The 15375-nt window shown below is 49.0% G+C and carries 13 protein-coding genes and 1 tRNA gene; 11 read left to right on the top strand and 3 right to left on the bottom strand.

What is annotated here, in order from left to right:
* The first annotated feature begins 91 nt into the window (after positions 1-91).
* From QXJ75_04030 to QXJ75_04015, 4 genes are all read left to right on the top strand, one after another.
* Positions 92-2374 carry a vitamin B12-dependent ribonucleotide reductase gene (locus QXJ75_04030; GenBank protein MEM3737239.1) on the top strand — a complete coding sequence of 761 codons (2283 nt, stop codon included), beginning with the start codon at positions 92-94 and terminating at the stop codon, positions 2372-2374.
* Positions 2375-2478: 104 nt separating this feature from the next.
* Entirely contained in the window at positions 2479-2796 is a 318-nt protein-coding gene (locus QXJ75_04025; protein MEM3737238.1) for a V-type ATP synthase subunit F, read from the top strand.
* Between the two features lie 11 nt (positions 2797-2807).
* Positions 2808-4586: a V-type ATP synthase subunit A gene (locus QXJ75_04020; GenBank protein ID MEM3737237.1), complete on the top strand. Its 1779-nt coding sequence runs from the start codon at positions 2808-2810 to the stop codon at positions 4584-4586.
* Complete coding sequence (locus QXJ75_04015) at positions 4583-5989, top strand: V-type ATP synthase subunit B (GenBank protein MEM3737236.1); 1407 nt, start codon at positions 4583-4585, stop codon at positions 5987-5989. Before QXJ75_04020 ends, QXJ75_04015 begins: the two co-directional genes overlap by 4 nt.
* Before the next feature lie 28 nt (positions 5990-6017).
* Here the strand turns inward: QXJ75_04015 and QXJ75_04010 are convergent, their stop codons facing one another.
* On the bottom strand, positions 6018-7577 hold the full coding sequence (locus QXJ75_04010; GenBank protein ID MEM3737235.1) for a radical SAM protein: 1560 nt from the start codon (positions 7575-7577) through the stop codon (positions 6018-6020).
* Between the two features lie 241 nt (positions 7578-7818).
* On the opposite strand from QXJ75_04010, the gene QXJ75_04005 reads away from it, so the two are divergent.
* The 5 genes from QXJ75_04005 (at position 7819) to QXJ75_03985 (ending at position 13323) form a co-directional block, all read left to right on the top strand.
* A complete protein-coding gene (locus QXJ75_04005) occupies positions 7819-7986 on the top strand; it encodes a hypothetical protein (GenBank protein ID MEM3737234.1) in 168 nt (55 codons plus the stop codon).
* Between the two features lie 59 nt (positions 7987-8045).
* Positions 8046-8291, top strand: a complete 246-nt coding sequence (locus QXJ75_04000) for a hypothetical protein (protein MEM3737233.1) — start codon at positions 8046-8048, stop codon at positions 8289-8291.
* On the top strand, positions 8288-11149 hold the full coding sequence (locus tag QXJ75_03995) for a DEAD/DEAH box helicase (GenBank protein ID MEM3737232.1): 2862 nt from the start codon (positions 8288-8290) through the stop codon (positions 11147-11149). Before QXJ75_04000 ends, QXJ75_03995 begins: the two co-directional genes overlap by 4 nt.
* Positions 11150-11232: 83 nt before the next feature.
* Positions 11233-11877, top strand: a complete 645-nt coding sequence (locus QXJ75_03990) for a phosphatase PAP2 family protein (protein ID MEM3737231.1) — start codon at positions 11233-11235, stop codon at positions 11875-11877.
* 54 nt (positions 11878-11931) lie between these two features.
* The gene (locus QXJ75_03985) at positions 11932-13323 is read left to right on the top strand and encodes a TrpB-like pyridoxal phosphate-dependent enzyme (GenBank protein ID MEM3737230.1); all 1392 of its coding nucleotides are present in this window, start codon (positions 11932-11934) and stop codon (positions 13321-13323) included.
* 85 nt (positions 13324-13408) lie between these two features.
* Here the strand turns inward: QXJ75_03985 and QXJ75_03980 are convergent, their stop codons facing one another.
* Positions 13409-14251 (bottom strand): OB-fold nucleic acid binding domain-containing protein, encoded by an 843-nt coding sequence (locus tag QXJ75_03980; GenBank protein ID MEM3737229.1) that lies wholly within the window; start codon positions 14249-14251, stop codon positions 13409-13411.
* Positions 14252-14471: 220 nt separating this feature from the next.
* On the opposite strand from QXJ75_03980, the gene QXJ75_03975 reads away from it, so the two are divergent.
* Together QXJ75_03975 and QXJ75_03970 are read left to right on the top strand one after the other, a co-directional pair.
* Positions 14472-14636, top strand: coding sequence for a 50S ribosomal protein L40e (locus QXJ75_03975; protein ID MEM3737228.1), 165 nt, complete (start codon positions 14472-14474; stop codon positions 14634-14636).
* A gap of 105 nt (positions 14637-14741) precedes the next feature.
* Positions 14742-14815: transfer RNA gene (locus QXJ75_03970), tRNA-Val, on the top strand.
* A gap of 362 nt (positions 14816-15177) precedes the next feature.
* Here QXJ75_03970 and QXJ75_03965 read toward each other — a convergent pair.
* A partial coding sequence (locus tag QXJ75_03965; protein ID MEM3737227.1) for a hypothetical protein occupies positions 15178-15375 on the bottom strand: 198 nt, incomplete at its 5' end.

Below are 15375 nucleotides of genomic sequence, written 5' to 3'. Positions count from 1 at the left end.
TTTAAATAAAATTAATATTGCGAGCAGTCCTAAGTTGCTGACTGTTAAACTTCCCTTCATACTCATGGTTACAAAAGGAGCATGATAAGGTATGACTGCCCTATACGATCTGAAATCCATCCCCGAACCTGCTCTCTCAAACAATGCAATCAAAGTATTAGAGAAGAGATACCTTAAAAGGGATGAGCAGAACAGGGTCGCAGAAAAACCACGCGATATGTTCGCCCGCGTAGCTGAGAACGTGGGCTCCGTAGATAGGATGTATGGAAAGACTGATAGTGAAGTTGAGGAGACTATAAGAGAGTTCTTCCAGCTGCTCTGCAGTTTAGAGTTCCTCCCAAACTCGCCGACGTTGATGAATGCTGGCCGCGAACTTCAACAATTGTCAGCCTGTTTCGTTCTTCCCGTAGACGACTCCATCGATGGAATCTTTGAGACTCTAAAGTATACGGCTTTCATCCACAAGTCTGGGGGTGGGACTGGTTTCTCGTTCTCGAGGCTCAGGCCAAAGAACGACTTGGTGAAGTCTACTCTAGGAGTCTCAAGCGGCCCTGTGTCCTTCATGTCCGTCTACGACGCAGCCACTGAAGCCATAAAGCAAGGTGGGACACGGCGAGGGGCTAATATGGGGATCCTGCGGGTGGATCATCCAGACATCCTCGAGTTCATAACCTGCAAACAAGACGGAACCAAGTTTACTAATTTCAATATCTCCGTTGCTCTCACTGACAGTTTTATGGGGGCTCTGGAGCGGCATGAGAGCTATGGACTTGTAAACCCTAGGACTTGCGCTGTTACTGGCACACTGAAGGCTGAGGAAGTATTCGACCTTATAGTAGAGATGGCACACAGGAACGGTGAACCCGGCGTCATCTTCATCGACAGGATCAACCGTGACAACCCAACCCCACAGCTCGGCGCTATCGAGAGCACGAATCCTTGTGGGGAGCAGCCTCTTCTCCCTTATGAGAGTTGTAATTTGGGTTCGGTCAACCTTTCTAGGATGCTTAGGGGTGGGGAGGTTGACTGGGAGAGGCTGAGGAGGACGGTTCACGTTGCAGTCCACTTCCTAGACAACGTCATAGACGCCAACAAATACCCCCTACCCATAATCGAGAAGATGACAAAAGGTAACAGAAAGATCGGCTTAGGGGTAATGGGGTTCGCTGACATGCTCATCCAGCTTGGTGTCCCCTATAACTCAGATAAGGCATTAGAGGTCGCTGAGGCCGTTATGGGGTTCATTCAGGCTGAGTCAAAGAAAGCCTCGGAAGCCTTGGCTGAGGAGAGGGGTGTGTTCCCAAACTATAAAGGGAGCATCTACGATGGGGTTAGGAAGCTCAGGAATGCAACGACAACGACCATCGCCCCCACAGGTACGCTCTCCTTGATAGCCGGTTGCTCTAGCGGCATAGAGCCTCTATTTGCAATATGCTTTGTCCGGAATGTTCTGGATGGTCAAAGGTTAGTTGAGGTTAACCCCTTCTTCGATAAGATCTCTCGAGATCGAGGTTTCTACAGCGAAGATTTAATGGCGAAAATTGCTAAGGCTGGATCAATTCAAAAATTCGAAGAGATTCCATCCGACGTGAAACGGGTCTTTGTTACCGCCTTAGACATAGATCCCGAGTGGCATGTTAGGATGCAAGCGGCTTTTCAGAAGCATGTGGACAACGCCGTCTCGAAGACTATTAACCTCCCACACAATGCAACTAAAGAAGCAGTAAAGAAAGCGTTCCTTCTAGCATATCGGCTCGGGTGTAAAGGTGTCACTGTATATAGGGATGGTAGCAGAGACCGACAGGTTCTTGAGGCTGGGAGTACAAAAGCCGCCAGGGTGGGTGAAGCTGCGAAGGCTTACATAAAGCCTAGGTTAAGACCCCGCAAGACCACTGGTGTGACCTACGAGATGCAGACAGGTTGCGGGTCTCTCTATGTGACCATAAACGAAGACGAGCATGGACAGCCCTTCGAGGTGTTCGCAAGACTTGGGAAGGCAGGCGGCTGTGCCTCAGCTCAAACTGAGGGGCTGGGCAGGTCGGCTTCCATCATACTCAGATCGGGCATAGACCCTCACGAAATAGTCAAACATTACAAGGGCATAATATGCGATAGAACCTACGGGTTCGGCAAGGAGAGCATCCTTTCCTGCCCAGACGCCATAGGTAAGGCGTTGGAGATGTACCTGGAGGAGAAGAAGGTCCCAAAAGTCCACACTGAGAAGTCTACTATGTCTCTAAAGTTTGTCGAAAAGATTATCGAATTTAAGGGCAATTTCGATAACGGAGCCTGCCCAGAATGTGGTAGCCCTGTAATATATGCTGAGGGCTGTAGACGTTGTCTCTCCAACTGTGGCTACAGCGAATGCCGCTGACAGAACAGCCATTTAATATTCACCATCTTGCAGCCTTTTAGCTTTAGGGCATAAATTTTATAGGGGAAGTATAGTCTTTATCTTATCTTCCAAGGGGTCTCAATTTGGGGAAGTTAGCCGTCGTAGCGGACGAGGATGTAGCCACTTACTTCAGACTTGCGGGGGTAAAATTCTCATACCCTGTTAGAGATAACGCCACCGCATCCGAGGTCGTTAGGAAACTGGCGGATAACAAAGATGTCGCCATAATAATAGTTACGGAGAAGGTCGCTGAGGGAATCAAGCCTGTAATCGATGAGATCTCAAAAAGGGTTTACCCCACTCTTCTCACAATACCGGGGAGAGAAGGCCCGATCCCAAGGAGGATATCCCCCCTCGCTAGTCTAGTGAAGAGAACGATAGGAGTTGAGATTAAAGTATAGGAGGGATTAATTTGGAGGCTAAAGGAATTATATCCCATATCGCCGGTCCAGTTGTCTCCGCCAAGAACATGTCTGGGTCTCAAATGTATGAGCTAGTTCGGGTCGGCAGTGAGAGGCTGATAGGGGAAATAATCCGGATTGAGGGTGATAAGGCAACCATTCAAGTCTACGAGGAGACCAGTGGTCTCAGGCCGGGTGAGGCGATAGAGCGCACGGGGAAGCCTCTTTCCGCCGAGTTGGGGCCTGGGCTCATAAGTCAAATTTATGACGGAATACAGCGGCCCCTACCTAGCATCCAGAGCCTCGTAGGCTCTTTCTTTAAAAGGGGTGTTGTAGCTCATCCGCTTGACCGTAGTAAGAAGTGGAAATTCATCCCCGCAGTAAAGGTGGGAGCTGAGTTGGTGGGGGGAGATATTCTCGGCACAGTTCAGGAGACACCATTAGTTACTCATAAGATCCTCGTCCCCCCCAATGTCTCTGGAAAGGTGGTGGATATTACCGAAGGTAGTTACTCTGTCGACGAGACTGTAGCTTCCCTCGAAGGGCCGAAAGGGATAATTGAGCTCCCCATGATGCAAAGCTGGCCAGTTAGAATCTCACGACCTTACAAGAGGAAAGTTCCTTCGGACACGCCGCTCCTGACTGGGCAGCGGATATTCGACACATTCTTCCCAATGGCGAAGGGCGGCCAAGGCGCAATCCCAGGAGGCTTTGGAACTGGTAAGACGGTTATGTTACACCAGTTGGCTCAGTGGGCTGACGCCCATGTGGTGATCTACGTTGGATGTGGTGAACGTGGAAATGAGATGGCTGACGTTCTTGAAAGTTTCCCAAAGTTAAAAGATCCACGGTCAGGTCAACCCCTGATGACGCGGACCGTGTTAATCGCTAACACATCAAATATGCCTATCGCCGCTAGAGAGGCCAGCGTATATACCGGGATCACGATGGCCGAGTACTTCCGGGATATGGGTTACGACGTCGCATTAATGGCTGACTCAACCTCAAGGTGGGCGGAGGCACTCCGAGAGATTTCAGGCCGCCTGGAGGAGATGCCAGGTGAGGAAGGTTATCCAGCCTATCTGGCTTCACGCCTATCAGAATTCTATGAGAGGGCTGGGAGGGTAGAGACCCTCGGGCGTGAACCACGGCTAGGCTCGATCAGTGTTGTTGGGGCGGTTTCACCGCCAGGGGCAGACTTTTCCGAGCCTGTAACCCAGAACACTCTCAGGATCATTAAGGTCTTCTGGGGGTTAGACAAGAGTCTGGCTGAACGCCGCCACTTCCCAGCTATAAATTGGCTGACCAGCTACTCCCTCTATCATGACTCTTTGGATAGGTGGTATACCGCGAATGTTGATTCGCTATGGGCGTCCCTGAGGACAAAGGCGCTTGAGCTTCTACAGAAGGAGGATGAGCTAAAAGAGATCGTGAGATTAGTAGGTCCGGATGCGTTATCCGAGAGTCAGCGAGCTCTCCTTGAAGCAGCTAAGATGATAAGAGAGGATTTTCTAATGCAGAGCGCCTTCCACCCTATTGACAGCTACTGCTCAATTCGGAAATGCTTCCTAATGTTGAGGGCTGTAATAAACTTCTATGATAACATGTTGAAGAGTGTTGAACGTGGTATACAAATTAAAAACATTCTATCCCTACCCATTGTCGAGGAGATCGCGAGGATGAAACTGATACCACCAGAGAAGCTTGATGAAACATTTAAGGAGATAGACATTAGAATGGCTGATCAGTTTAACTCTTTAGTTTCAGGAGCTGGGAGGGAGACCGCATGAGTAGAGCTCTACTAACTGGGAAAGAGCATCGAACAATCAATGAGATAGCTGGTCCTCTCCTCTTTGTCGAGAGGACAAGCGGGGTTGCCTTCGGGGAAGTTGTTAAGATCGTGACACCCAGCGGTGAGGAGAGGAGGGGGCAAGTCTTAGAGGTTGGAGAAGGAGTAGCCGTCATCCAAGTATTCGAGGGCACAGGAGGCTTAGACATCTCAAGGACTTTAGTCCGCTTCTCAGGCGAGACATTAAAGTTTCCAGTTTCCCAAGACATGGTAGGGAGGATATTCGACGGTAGTGGTAAACCGGTCGATGGTGGTCCGGAGATAATCCCTGAGGATGAGTTGGACATTCATGGTGCTCCCATGAACCCCTACTCCAGAGCTGTCCCATCCGAATTCATCCAGACTGGTATCTCATCAATCGATGGCATGAACACCCTTGTCAGGGGGCAGAAGCTTCCTTTATTCTCTGGCTCAGGACTGCCTCATAACGCCGTAGCAGCTCAGATAGCCCGCCAAGCTAAAGTTCTCGGTGAAGAAGAGGAATTCGCCGTAGTCTTCGCAGCGATGGGCATCACAGCCGATGAAGCACGCTTCTTCAGGGAAGATTTTGAGGAGAGGGGAGCCCTCGACAGAGTCGTGATGTTCATCAACCTCGCAGACGACCCAGCTATAGAGAGGCTTATAACTCCAAGGCTGGCTTTGACGGCCTCAGAGTTTCTAGCCTACGAGTACGGGTTCCACATCCTTGTCATCTTGACCGACATGACCAACTATGCTGAGGCACTTAGAGAAATCTCGGCGGCTAGAGAAGAAGTCCCAGGAAGGAGAGGGTACCCCGGATACATGTACACCGACCTCGCCACTATATACGAGCGTGCGGGAAGGATCCATGGAAAGAAGGGCTCAATCACACAGATGCCTATACTTACAATGCCCCACGACGACATCACTCACCCAGTACCAGATCTGACAGGTTATATCACTGAAGGGCAAATATACCTTGAAAGGGCGCTTCACATGAAAGGGATCTACCCGCCCATAAACGTCCTGCCGTCACTCTCGAGACTGATGAATCAAGGTATAGGCAGAGGTAAGACGAGGGAGGATCACCGCCAAGTAGCCGACCAACTTTACTATGCCTACGCGGAAGGTAGGGGTCTTAGGGAGCTTGTGGCGGTGGTCGGAGAGGAAGCCCTGACCGCTAAGGACAAGCTCTACCTGCAGTTTGCCGACCGGTATGAACGCGAGTTCGTAAACCAGGGCTTCTATGAGGATCGTAGCATAGAGAAGACGCTTGAACTTGGATGGGATCTTCTCTCAATGCTTCCTGAGGCTGAACTCAAACGTATAGACCCAGCCTACATCAAGAAATACCATCCTGCACACAAAGCAACCGCAACCTAAGCCTAGAGAGACTTGCCGGTTAGGTCTCCTAGGCTTTTCCGCCTTGACCTAGACTCTCACGGAAGTCCCTTATCATAGCTGGAATGTTGCAGTGGTACTCATTCCGGCACCTGTTAAGCCACTCAGTAACCAATGAGACGGTAAACGCGAGTATCGATTTGATACCTTCTGCGGTTGCGGCGTCAGCAGCTCGAATATACTCATCTAAAAGTAGTTGAGACCAGCGGAGGTCGTGCTCCCAACAGCTTAGGAAGACTTCCCCCTGCATCTCGGTGAGCTTGTCGGCGATAAATGATTCCGAGGGATTTTCTGAAGAGACTGCAAACATTGGGACTATGAGGCTCTTAAAGTCTCTAAGCCTGTGGACAAGCTTTATGGTTGCCTCAGCGTCTTCATCCGTCTCGCCTGGGAGCCCTATAAGGACGGTGGAGCATGGAATCCAATGGTGTTGAGAGAGGATCTCGAAGGCTTTTACAACTGTGTCAGGGTATTCTTCAGGTTCGAAAGGCTTGGCCTTCCCCCGCATATGCTTCCTAACAAGTCTCGGGCTACCTGTTTCGATCCCAGTCTGACCGCTGAGCCAAAGCTGACCCTCAGGGTTGCCTAAATCTAGAATCCTCTCAATCTCTTCGACTACATCGGGCGCGCTTGCAACCGAAGAGAGGCAGAAATGGCTGATGCTCACTTTGTTGACGCCAGGATAGCTCCGTACATCTTTAAAGAGGCGGATTACAGCTTCCCTATTCACATTTAACCCTTTCGCGCCATATCTGAGAATATCTTCGGCGTGAAGTAGAGGCTGCCTACCCCATCTAAGGTTGACATCCACCTCGTTTAGAATTTGCCCAATAGGAATAACTCTGTAACGTAGCATATCTGGGATGCAGAAATCACATCCTCGCCCACACCCCCTAGCTACCTCTACAATGCCACATATAGTGGCTTTTCTGATAGTGGGTATCTCTTCTGTAGGCACCACTTCACCCCGTATGAGGCCAGGCAACTCCTCTCCTCTTATAGCCTTCTCAAATAAGGGGCCAACAACCTTCTCTCCCTCACCAATTACGACAGTGTCAATGCCCAACTCTCTCCTAACAGCCTCGTCTTTGAATTGCCAAGCGCCGCCGCCACCTAATATGATCTTAAGCCTTGACCTATACTCTTTGATTGCAGGGTGGTTGAGGAGTTCTCTAAACTTGTACGCGTTGTAAGGCACCCCACCAACCACTCCGATGAAGGTAGAGGTTGGCGGGCCGAGGCCGAGTGGGTCATGCTCCGTGAGTCCTATAACTTTTGTGTTAGGGCCTATCACCTTATCGAGGTGGTCAGGGTGAGCTACTATTATGTCTTCGGGTTTAAATCCATAATTTATCAGAGCTGCCTCGATCTTTCGAGTTCCAAGCTGGGCATAGTCGACGGAGCCGTCCTCGTTGACCTTGACTGAAGGGCAGAGGTAAGTGAAGAAGATCTCGTCAGGCATGAAGCCTCGGGGGCAACAGGCACTGAAGCCGAGAAAGACTGCATTATGATATTCACTCATCAGTGTCCGGCCAGCTGTCAAGACTATCTTGTAACCGCCATTTCCCATATGGGTGCCTCCCGGTTGGCTAATTTTTAATGGATCATTTTAATGTTATTTCTACTTTTCCTTTTATTTTTCAGTCATACGAGCTTGTTAGTTGATCCCCTCACGCCTCGGTTTGAGCAATATGAAGCTCTTATGTTATGTTTCGCCATCCATTTTTTTGTTTGATACTTGCAGTTAGGTTAATTCTTATAGTAGTTAAATCCTTAATATGTCAGTGGAGATGTTTAACCTTTAGAAGGTATTGGCTGGTAGCGCTATGGATACGTTTGAAACATTTAAGGGTCTCCTATTCAGTCTCTCTGTAATAGATTTACTCTTAGTTGTGATCTACCTATTAACTGGTCCAGGGACAGTTGGGGAGAAGGTCAAAAAGTCACACCTTAAAAGCGTCTCAAAGGTTTTTAAATAACTGGTCACCATCTAAATTCTTCGGCCTATAACGGTCAAAAGTTTATGCGAGGTAAGTTTATGGTCAAGAAACAGGTGGCAAACCTTTCTAAAGTTGCAAATGATGCCTATGTGGAGGCAGCACCATACCTTATCGACTCCGAGTGGGTTAGAGGCGTTGTTGAGGCGGGTCTTAAGAGGGTTAATACCTTTGAAGCTTTAGTAGCTCTTCTCGAGGGAGAGAGACCTAAGGAAACTGATGTAAATAGACAGACAGACTTGAAGATCTATCTGGCGTATCTGAGGAAGTTGGGGCCAAAGCCTTGACCCCAGAACTGGAACTTTTCTCCAACTTTTCAAAACCCATTCTTGAAGAGCTTGAGCGGTCGGGGTTATTAGGGTTCACTGAGATTCAGAAGAAGGCCATTCCAGCTATTCTCTCAGGAGATAACGTGTTACTGGTATCTCCAACTGGGACTGGTAAGACTGAGGCGGCGATTCTACCTCTGATAGAATTACTATTGCGGGCGCGTAGCGAGGGTTATAATCTTCGGGGGGTGTCCATCCTATACATCACCCCGCTACGTTCACTGAATCGAGACATCTTTAGGAGGTTGGCGGGGATGGGAGAGAGGCTTGGCATCAAGGTCGAGGTTAGGCATGGAGACACTCCCCTCTCCGTCAGGAGCGTGCAGGCTAAGGTTCCTCCCGACTTACTCATCACTACGCCTGAGACGCTCCAGGCGATTCTAGTTGGGCGAAGGATCAGAGAACACCTGAAAAGAGTGAGGTGGGTTGTAATCGACGAGATTCATGAACTAGCACAAGACAAGCGTGGATCCCAACTGGCAATAGCTCTCGAACGCCTCCAGGCTCTTTCTGGAGTAAACTTCCAGAGGATAGGTCTCTCAGCCACTATAGGCGACGTTGAGCTGGTAGGGCGATTTCTAGCCGGGGATGGCAGGTCGTGTCGTATCTTAAAAGTTGAGGCATTCAGAGAGATGGAGGCATGTGTAGAGAGCCCTTCCCCAAGCGACACAGACCGGGCTGTCGCAGAGAAGTTCCTAATCCCACCAGGGGTAGTGGCGCGGCTGCGGAGGCTTCTCAGCCTTATCAGAGAGCACAAGGCTACTTTAATCTTCACAAATACTAGAGAACATGCTGAATCTATAGCTTCCAAGATAAAGATGATCGCCCCCTCTGAGAGAGTAGGCGTTCATCATGGCTCTTTGTCTAAAGATTTGAGGATAGAGACCGAGAACATGCTCAAAGATGGGAGACTTGAAGCCGTAATCTGCACATCGTCTCTAGAGCTAGGCATCGATGTGGGTGCGATAGATTTTGTAGTTCAGTACATGTCCCCAAGACAGGTAACCCCCATTGTCCAAAGGATAGGGCGAAGCGGCCACGCTGTAAAGGGGAGACCGCGCGGCCTTGTGATTGCCACCTGGCCTGATGACATCTTAGAATCGGCTGTAATTCTGAGAAGAGCGTTTGAAGGTTTGTTAGAGGAGCCTCAGCTTCACACCTGTGCCTTAGATGTCTTAGCCCACCAACTTGTGGGTTTGGTCTTAGATCACGGCGTCATAAAACTTGAGGAGGCTTACGCAATAGTCAGGAAGTCCTACCCCTACTCTAATTTGAGTTTTGAAGATTTCGAGCGAACGGTGAAGCAGCTGGATGAGGAGGGGAAGATTCGTTTATTCAACAGCGTAATAACGATCGCTCCACATAGTAGCCGTCAATACTACTACGAGAATCTTTCCATGATTCCCGATGTGAAGCAGTACGCGGTCTTTGACTTCTCAGCCAAACGTCGAGTGGGCACCCTAGATCAAGAGTTCGTGGCTAGGTATGGTAAAGTTGGTAGCCAGTTCATACTCCACGGTCACGTCTGGCAGATACTTCAAGTGGATGAGGAGAGGTATACGATTGAGGTTGAAGGTGTAGAGCCTACAGCGGCCGCAATACCCGCTTGGGAGGGAGAGATCATACCTGTCCCTTTCGAAGTGGCACAGGAAGTTGGCCGTCTTAGGCGGGAGATAGAGGAGAGACTTACTCACAACCGCGAAGCCAGCGACCCACTCTCGGGTTATTCTTTAGATGAAGATTCGAGGAAGCAGGTTGTTTTCACTATTAAGAAACAAATTGAGGGGGGTTATCTAATAGCACATGATAGGCGGGTGGTTATCGAGCCCTTCGAGAATTATGTGATCATTCACGGTTGCTTCGGTGATAAGCTCAACCAGACTCTGTCGAGAATATTGGCCTCACTCCTTACATCGAAAACCGGCCTAGATGTGGCTATCCAGTCAGACCCATATCGGATAGCACTCATCGCACCCCACTCTATAGATTCCCAGACTGTCAAAGAGCTCTTAGTCGGCCTCGACCCTGTGGGAGCCTTACATGTCTTGGAAAGTACAGTTGATCAGACTACGCTATTCCTGTGGAGGCTGTGGCATAACGCGAAGAGGTTTGGGCTTGTCTCAAGGGATGCCGACTATCGGCTGAGCCATGCTAGGGCACTCCTCAAAGCGTTGAGAGGTACACCCGTGTACCAGGAGACTTTGAGAGAGATCTTCCTTGAGAACTTCGACATCCTTCACCTGAAGACTGTAATTGAAGGTGTAAGGTCTGGAGAGGTAACCGTGGATATCGAACCAATAAGAGAGATTGCCTCCGCATTTGCTTACCCTCTCCTAGACAAGATAGCTCCCCATGACCTCCTCCAACCGGCGAAGGAGAGGAGTGAAGTTATAGAGCTCCTTAAAAGCAGACTTGAAGCTAAGACCCTCAAGCTCCTCTGCGTCTTCAAAGGCGACTGGGAAGGAACTCGAATTGTTAGGAGCATCCCAGATAAGGTTAGCTGCCCAGTCTGCGGTTCCACACTAATAGCCGTGACCTCCAAGGACGATGAGGCGACGTTGAAGGCTGTTAGGAAGAAGCTGAAGAAATGTAACCTATCAAAGGATGAGGAGAAGCTCTGGCTTACTGCGTGGAAGTCTGCAAGCATAGTTCAGAACTATGGGAGGAGAGCTGTTGTAGCTATGGCGGCTCGTGGAGTTGGGCCCACTGTTGCCGCCCGTATACTCAGGCATAGCTTCCAAAGTGAAGATGGGTTCTATTTAGCTGTGCTCAAAGCTGAGAGAAACTACATACGAACTAGAATGTTCTGGGATTAATACGGAACATTTTTAGTTATCAGGTTTCGCGAGAAGCAATTAAAAAGCTGGGGTATCTATACGCTATAGGCGATACTGGTTTCATGAACGTCTGCAGGCCTATAAATACTCGTCTCCTCGTCTCCTCTGTTGCAGTCTTAACCGTCGCAATAGTAGTTTTAACCTCAAGCATTAGGCTGGGTTTCTTTGACCAGTACGATTACACTCTCACCAGAAACATCAACGGTTTACTCCACCAGTCAGCTGTTCCTATCACAATTCTATTTACTGAACTTGGTGGCAGTTGGGTCTGGGTTACTCTGATAGCCACGCTCTACTTCCTGCAGGGGAGTTACGGGAAGAGGAGCGCCTTCATATTGGCTTCAGCTCTTCTTTGTGGGATGGTGGTGGGGATATTACTAGACCAGATATTTTATAGGCCGAGGCCATACATGGTCCTAAGCGACCTTAAAATCTTACTCCTAAATCTGCCCACTGACTCTTCCTTTCCCTCAGGCCACACAATACGTGCCTTCTCAGGTGCCACAGCTCTCTCCTGCAGATACAGGAGGTGGTTTTTAGTTATGTTTCCATTCGCCTTCGCAGTTGGGCTTTCAAGAATTTATCTAGGGCTCCATTTTCCCTCGGACGTGTTAGGCGGAGCTTTGGTGGGAATTGCCGTAAGCCTCTGTGTGGTGTTGCTTGAGGGCAAAGTTTTCGGTGGTAGATTATTGACCAGACTTGAATAGTTAAGCTAAAATAGCATTTGACTTTTAGTTGTTGATCGATCCGTGTGGTGTTGTCTGTTGGTCGACTCAAAGATTCTATTACCAGAAGAAGAGATTCCTAAGTCGTGGTACAATATTCAACCAGACCTTCCTAGACCTATCCCACCGCCAATAAACCCGGCGACCAAGGAACCGATAAATCCGAGCGTTCTAGAACGTGTATTTTCGAAGGAGCTGATAAGACAGGAGGTATCTCAGGAGCGTTGGATACCTATCCCCGACGAGGTTCGCGAGTTCTATAGGCTCTGGAGGCCCACTCCCTTATACCGCGCCTTGCGACTAGAGAAGGCACTCAAAACACCGGCCAAGATATATTACAAATATGAGGGCGTCAGCCCGCCGGGAAGTCACAAACCCAACACCGCGATAGCACAAGCCTACTATAACATGAAGGAAGGTAGAGAGAGACTTACAACCGAAACCGGCGCTGGGCAGTGGGGCTCAGCGCTCGCCTTCGGCTGCCTAGCCTTCGGGCTCCAGGCTACCGTATACATGGTCAGAGCAAGTTACGATCAGAAACCTCATAGGAAGACGTTAATGCAGCTTTGGGGCGCTGAGGTTCTGCCAAGTCCAAGCGACCGAACTAACTTTGGGAGGAAACTTCTAGAGAGCAACCCCAACAACCCTGGAAGCCTGGGCATAGCTATAAGTGAGGCTGTAGAGGACGCTGTGACTCACGAGAATACCCGGTATACTCTGGGAAGCGTTCTCAACCATGTCCTACTCCACCAGACAGTCATAGGTCTGGAAGCTCAGAAACAGTTCGAAGATATAGGAGAGTACCCCGACATCATTGCAGGTTGTATAGGCGGCGGCAGTAGTTTCTCAGGCCTCTTCTGGCCCTTCTACTACGATAAAGCAGCTGGAAAAGCGCGGAAGAACCTAAGGTTCATAGCGGTGGAACCCCTAGCCTGCCCTTCCACAACAGGTGGCATATATATGTATGATCACGGTGACACGGCGAAGATGACTCCACTCCTCAAAATGTATACACTCGGCCACGATTTCATACCACCCCCAATCCATGCTGGCGGACTACGTTACCACGGTAAAGCACCAAGTCTGTCCCTCCTAATCAACGAGGGTGAAGTAGAGTCAAGAGCCTACAACCAGCTAGAGGTTTTCGAAGCAGGAGCTCTCTTCACTAAGACGGAGGGAATTCTACCAGCACCTGAACCCTCCCATGCCATAAGGGCTGTGATAGATGAAGCTCTGATGTGCAAGGAGAGGAACGAGGAGAAAGTTATCCTTACATTGATGTGTGGGCACGGGCACTTTGATATGAAGGCATATGAAGACTATCTAGCCGGGAAACTGCAAGCATACGCACACCCGAGAGAGGAGATTGAAAAGTCGATCGGAAGACTGAAAGGTCTCTACCCGTGGATAGACAGTCTCCCATACTGAGATAAATAACCTAAGCCGTGAAGATACTTCCACAACGTGAGGCGTAATAGGCATAAAGGTGAAGAAGCCATGAGGCCAAATCTCTTCACGACTTTTTTATTATTTGAGATTTCCTATTAATGTGAACCTCAATCTCGCCTGTTATGTTCCTTCTAACCTTGCCCTTCAGTATTTGGATCTCCTCACCCGGCTTGAGGCACTCAACCAGCTCCACATCGTCGTTCCAAGCAACTATGTTAACTCTGCCTGAACCATCCCTCATAGTCGCCTTCACCACCCTGCCCACCTCCTCTTGTTTCTCGAAGGTCTTCACAGGATAAATTCTCTCCACGACCCCTGAGATGTTAACCACATCCTTCCTCGAATCCAGTTGGGCTATTCTCTCGAAGAGATCATCCAACCTAGGATACATCGAATCAGCTTCATCTGGGGGAGATAGGGTCAGTTCACCTCTGGAACCTATATGCAGCTCTGTCTCCCCAGTTATAGATACTCTCGAGTATCCATGAGCAAACCTAACGATCCTATTAACCTTCAACTCTCCCACTATAGAGTCATATGCCTTCTCATTCCATAGAAGGACATCCAAGGTGGCCGTCCGGTCGCAGATAGTAAGTCTCCTAACCTTCCCTCTCGACCCATCAGGCCTTGTGAACTCAACAACCGGGTATACCGCCAAGATGCGGCCGCTCACAGTGACATCATTAAGAGATGGGATGACATCCTTGATCTGCAGGTTCGTTTTCAAGCTACCTCCTAAAAGTGGCACCCCAAGATCCGATGCTACCAAGAAGGCTGCGCCTTCATCATTTAAGAGATGCCGTGTCTCCTCCTTCTTCTTTCTCACAAGTTCTAGCAATTGCTCACGGCTCAGATCCTGCCGGTAAGCAAGTATCTTTCCCAGAATCGATTCTGCCTTGAATTCCATGTCTAGGCACCCTATGTAAAGGCTATTTAGCCTAAGCCACTTTTGGTGAAGACGTAACTAGCCATAAATGGGTTTTGGTTATTTAGCTGCGCTGAGACTGTAAGGCTGATATTGGCTAAATTAAGTGAGGGTGGTAAACATTACTCATGGGCGCTCTAAGGGAAAGGTAAATATATCGCCGAACTTGAGTCCTTCCTGACTGGAAGGTGGCAATCGAGCGATGCCCATAACAGACATAGTTAAGAAGACCATAGCTCAGCAGAGCCGCCTCTACTACAAGATCTGCAGGCGTTGTGGAGTCAAGAACCCATCTACAGCCGACAAATGCAGAAAGTGTAGAAGCAGCAACTTACGATGGAAGAAGAGAGAACTCGGCGCCAAGTAAGCTGAGCTAGGCTAAAATTAAATCTTTTCAGCTTAGACATCAAACATACAATATGGAGGAAGTATAATTTTATAGAGTCTAACACTTCCACCTTAAGTTGCGCTAGGGCCGGTGGTCTAGTTGGCTATGACGGCGCCCTCACGCGGCGCAGGTCGAGGGTTCAAATCCCTTCCGGCCCACACCAGATTTTTCCTTTAAGCTTATCTCAGCCGAACATCAACCTGTTTTTTGCATTGCGTAGAACTATGTTAAGATCCCACTTAACTGAATTAGGTTAAACTTGTAAATAACTCAGGTTAGGTTTTGAGAAGCAGGTGGAGGAAGCCATAGGCACAAAAGCTTGCGGATTACCTTCAGCCGTTTAGGCTCTGACCGCTAAGGTTACCTCGGTAAAAGAGCAACTTCAGGTTGGTTGAAAATTAAAGGTAAAGGGGGGTTTGCCCATCTCGGTGGATCGCTTACTATTTTCGCGTTTTTAGCTGCTTGCTTGCGACTTATATGGATGTTTGACACTCGGTTTAAGTTTTCTATTCCTCTTCAGTTACTTACCGATTTTTTCCACTTCTATTAGCCCCATTTGTCTGAGTTTATTTATGACTTCGGGGATTGGCAGTTTTGGCACAGCTATGCGCAGGTCATCTATTCCTCTGCTCCCGTCGCAAAGGTTCCAGAGCTCAATGACAAGGGGGTTCACGCGGTACTTCTTGCCTTGTTCATTCATTAGACCCTGCGAACCGTC

Source organism: Candidatus Bathyarchaeia archaeon, from assembly GCA_038883335.1.
Classification (GTDB): domain Archaea; phylum Thermoproteota; class Bathyarchaeia; order Hecatellales; family Hecatellaceae; genus JAVZMI01.
The sequence above is the reverse complement of the archived record's forward strand: the minus strand, read 5'-3'. Positions and strand labels throughout refer to the sequence as shown.

Excerpts from the sequence above, each read along its gene's own strand:
- QXJ75_04030 (MEM3737239.1), top strand. The coding sequence starts at position 92 with ATGACTGCCCTATACGATCTGAAATCCATCCCCGAACCTGCTCTCTCA.
- QXJ75_04015 (MEM3737236.1), top strand. The coding sequence starts at position 4,583 with ATGAGTAGAGCTCTACTAACTGGGAAAGAGCATCGAACAATCAATGAG.
- QXJ75_04010 (MEM3737235.1), bottom strand. The coding sequence starts at position 7,577 with ATGGGAAATGGCGGTTACAAGATAGTCTTGACAGCTGGCCGGACACTG.
- QXJ75_04000 (MEM3737233.1), top strand. The coding sequence starts at position 8,046 with ATGGTCAAGAAACAGGTGGCAAACCTTTCTAAAGTTGCAAATGATGCC.
- QXJ75_03990 (MEM3737231.1), top strand. The coding sequence starts at position 11,233 with ATGAACGTCTGCAGGCCTATAAATACTCGTCTCCTCGTCTCCTCTGTT.
- QXJ75_03980 (MEM3737229.1), bottom strand. The coding sequence starts at position 14,251 with ATGGAATTCAAGGCAGAATCGATTCTGGGAAAGATACTTGCTTACCGG.
- QXJ75_03975 (MEM3737228.1), top strand. The coding sequence starts at position 14,472 with ATGCCCATAACAGACATAGTTAAGAAGACCATAGCTCAGCAGAGCCGC.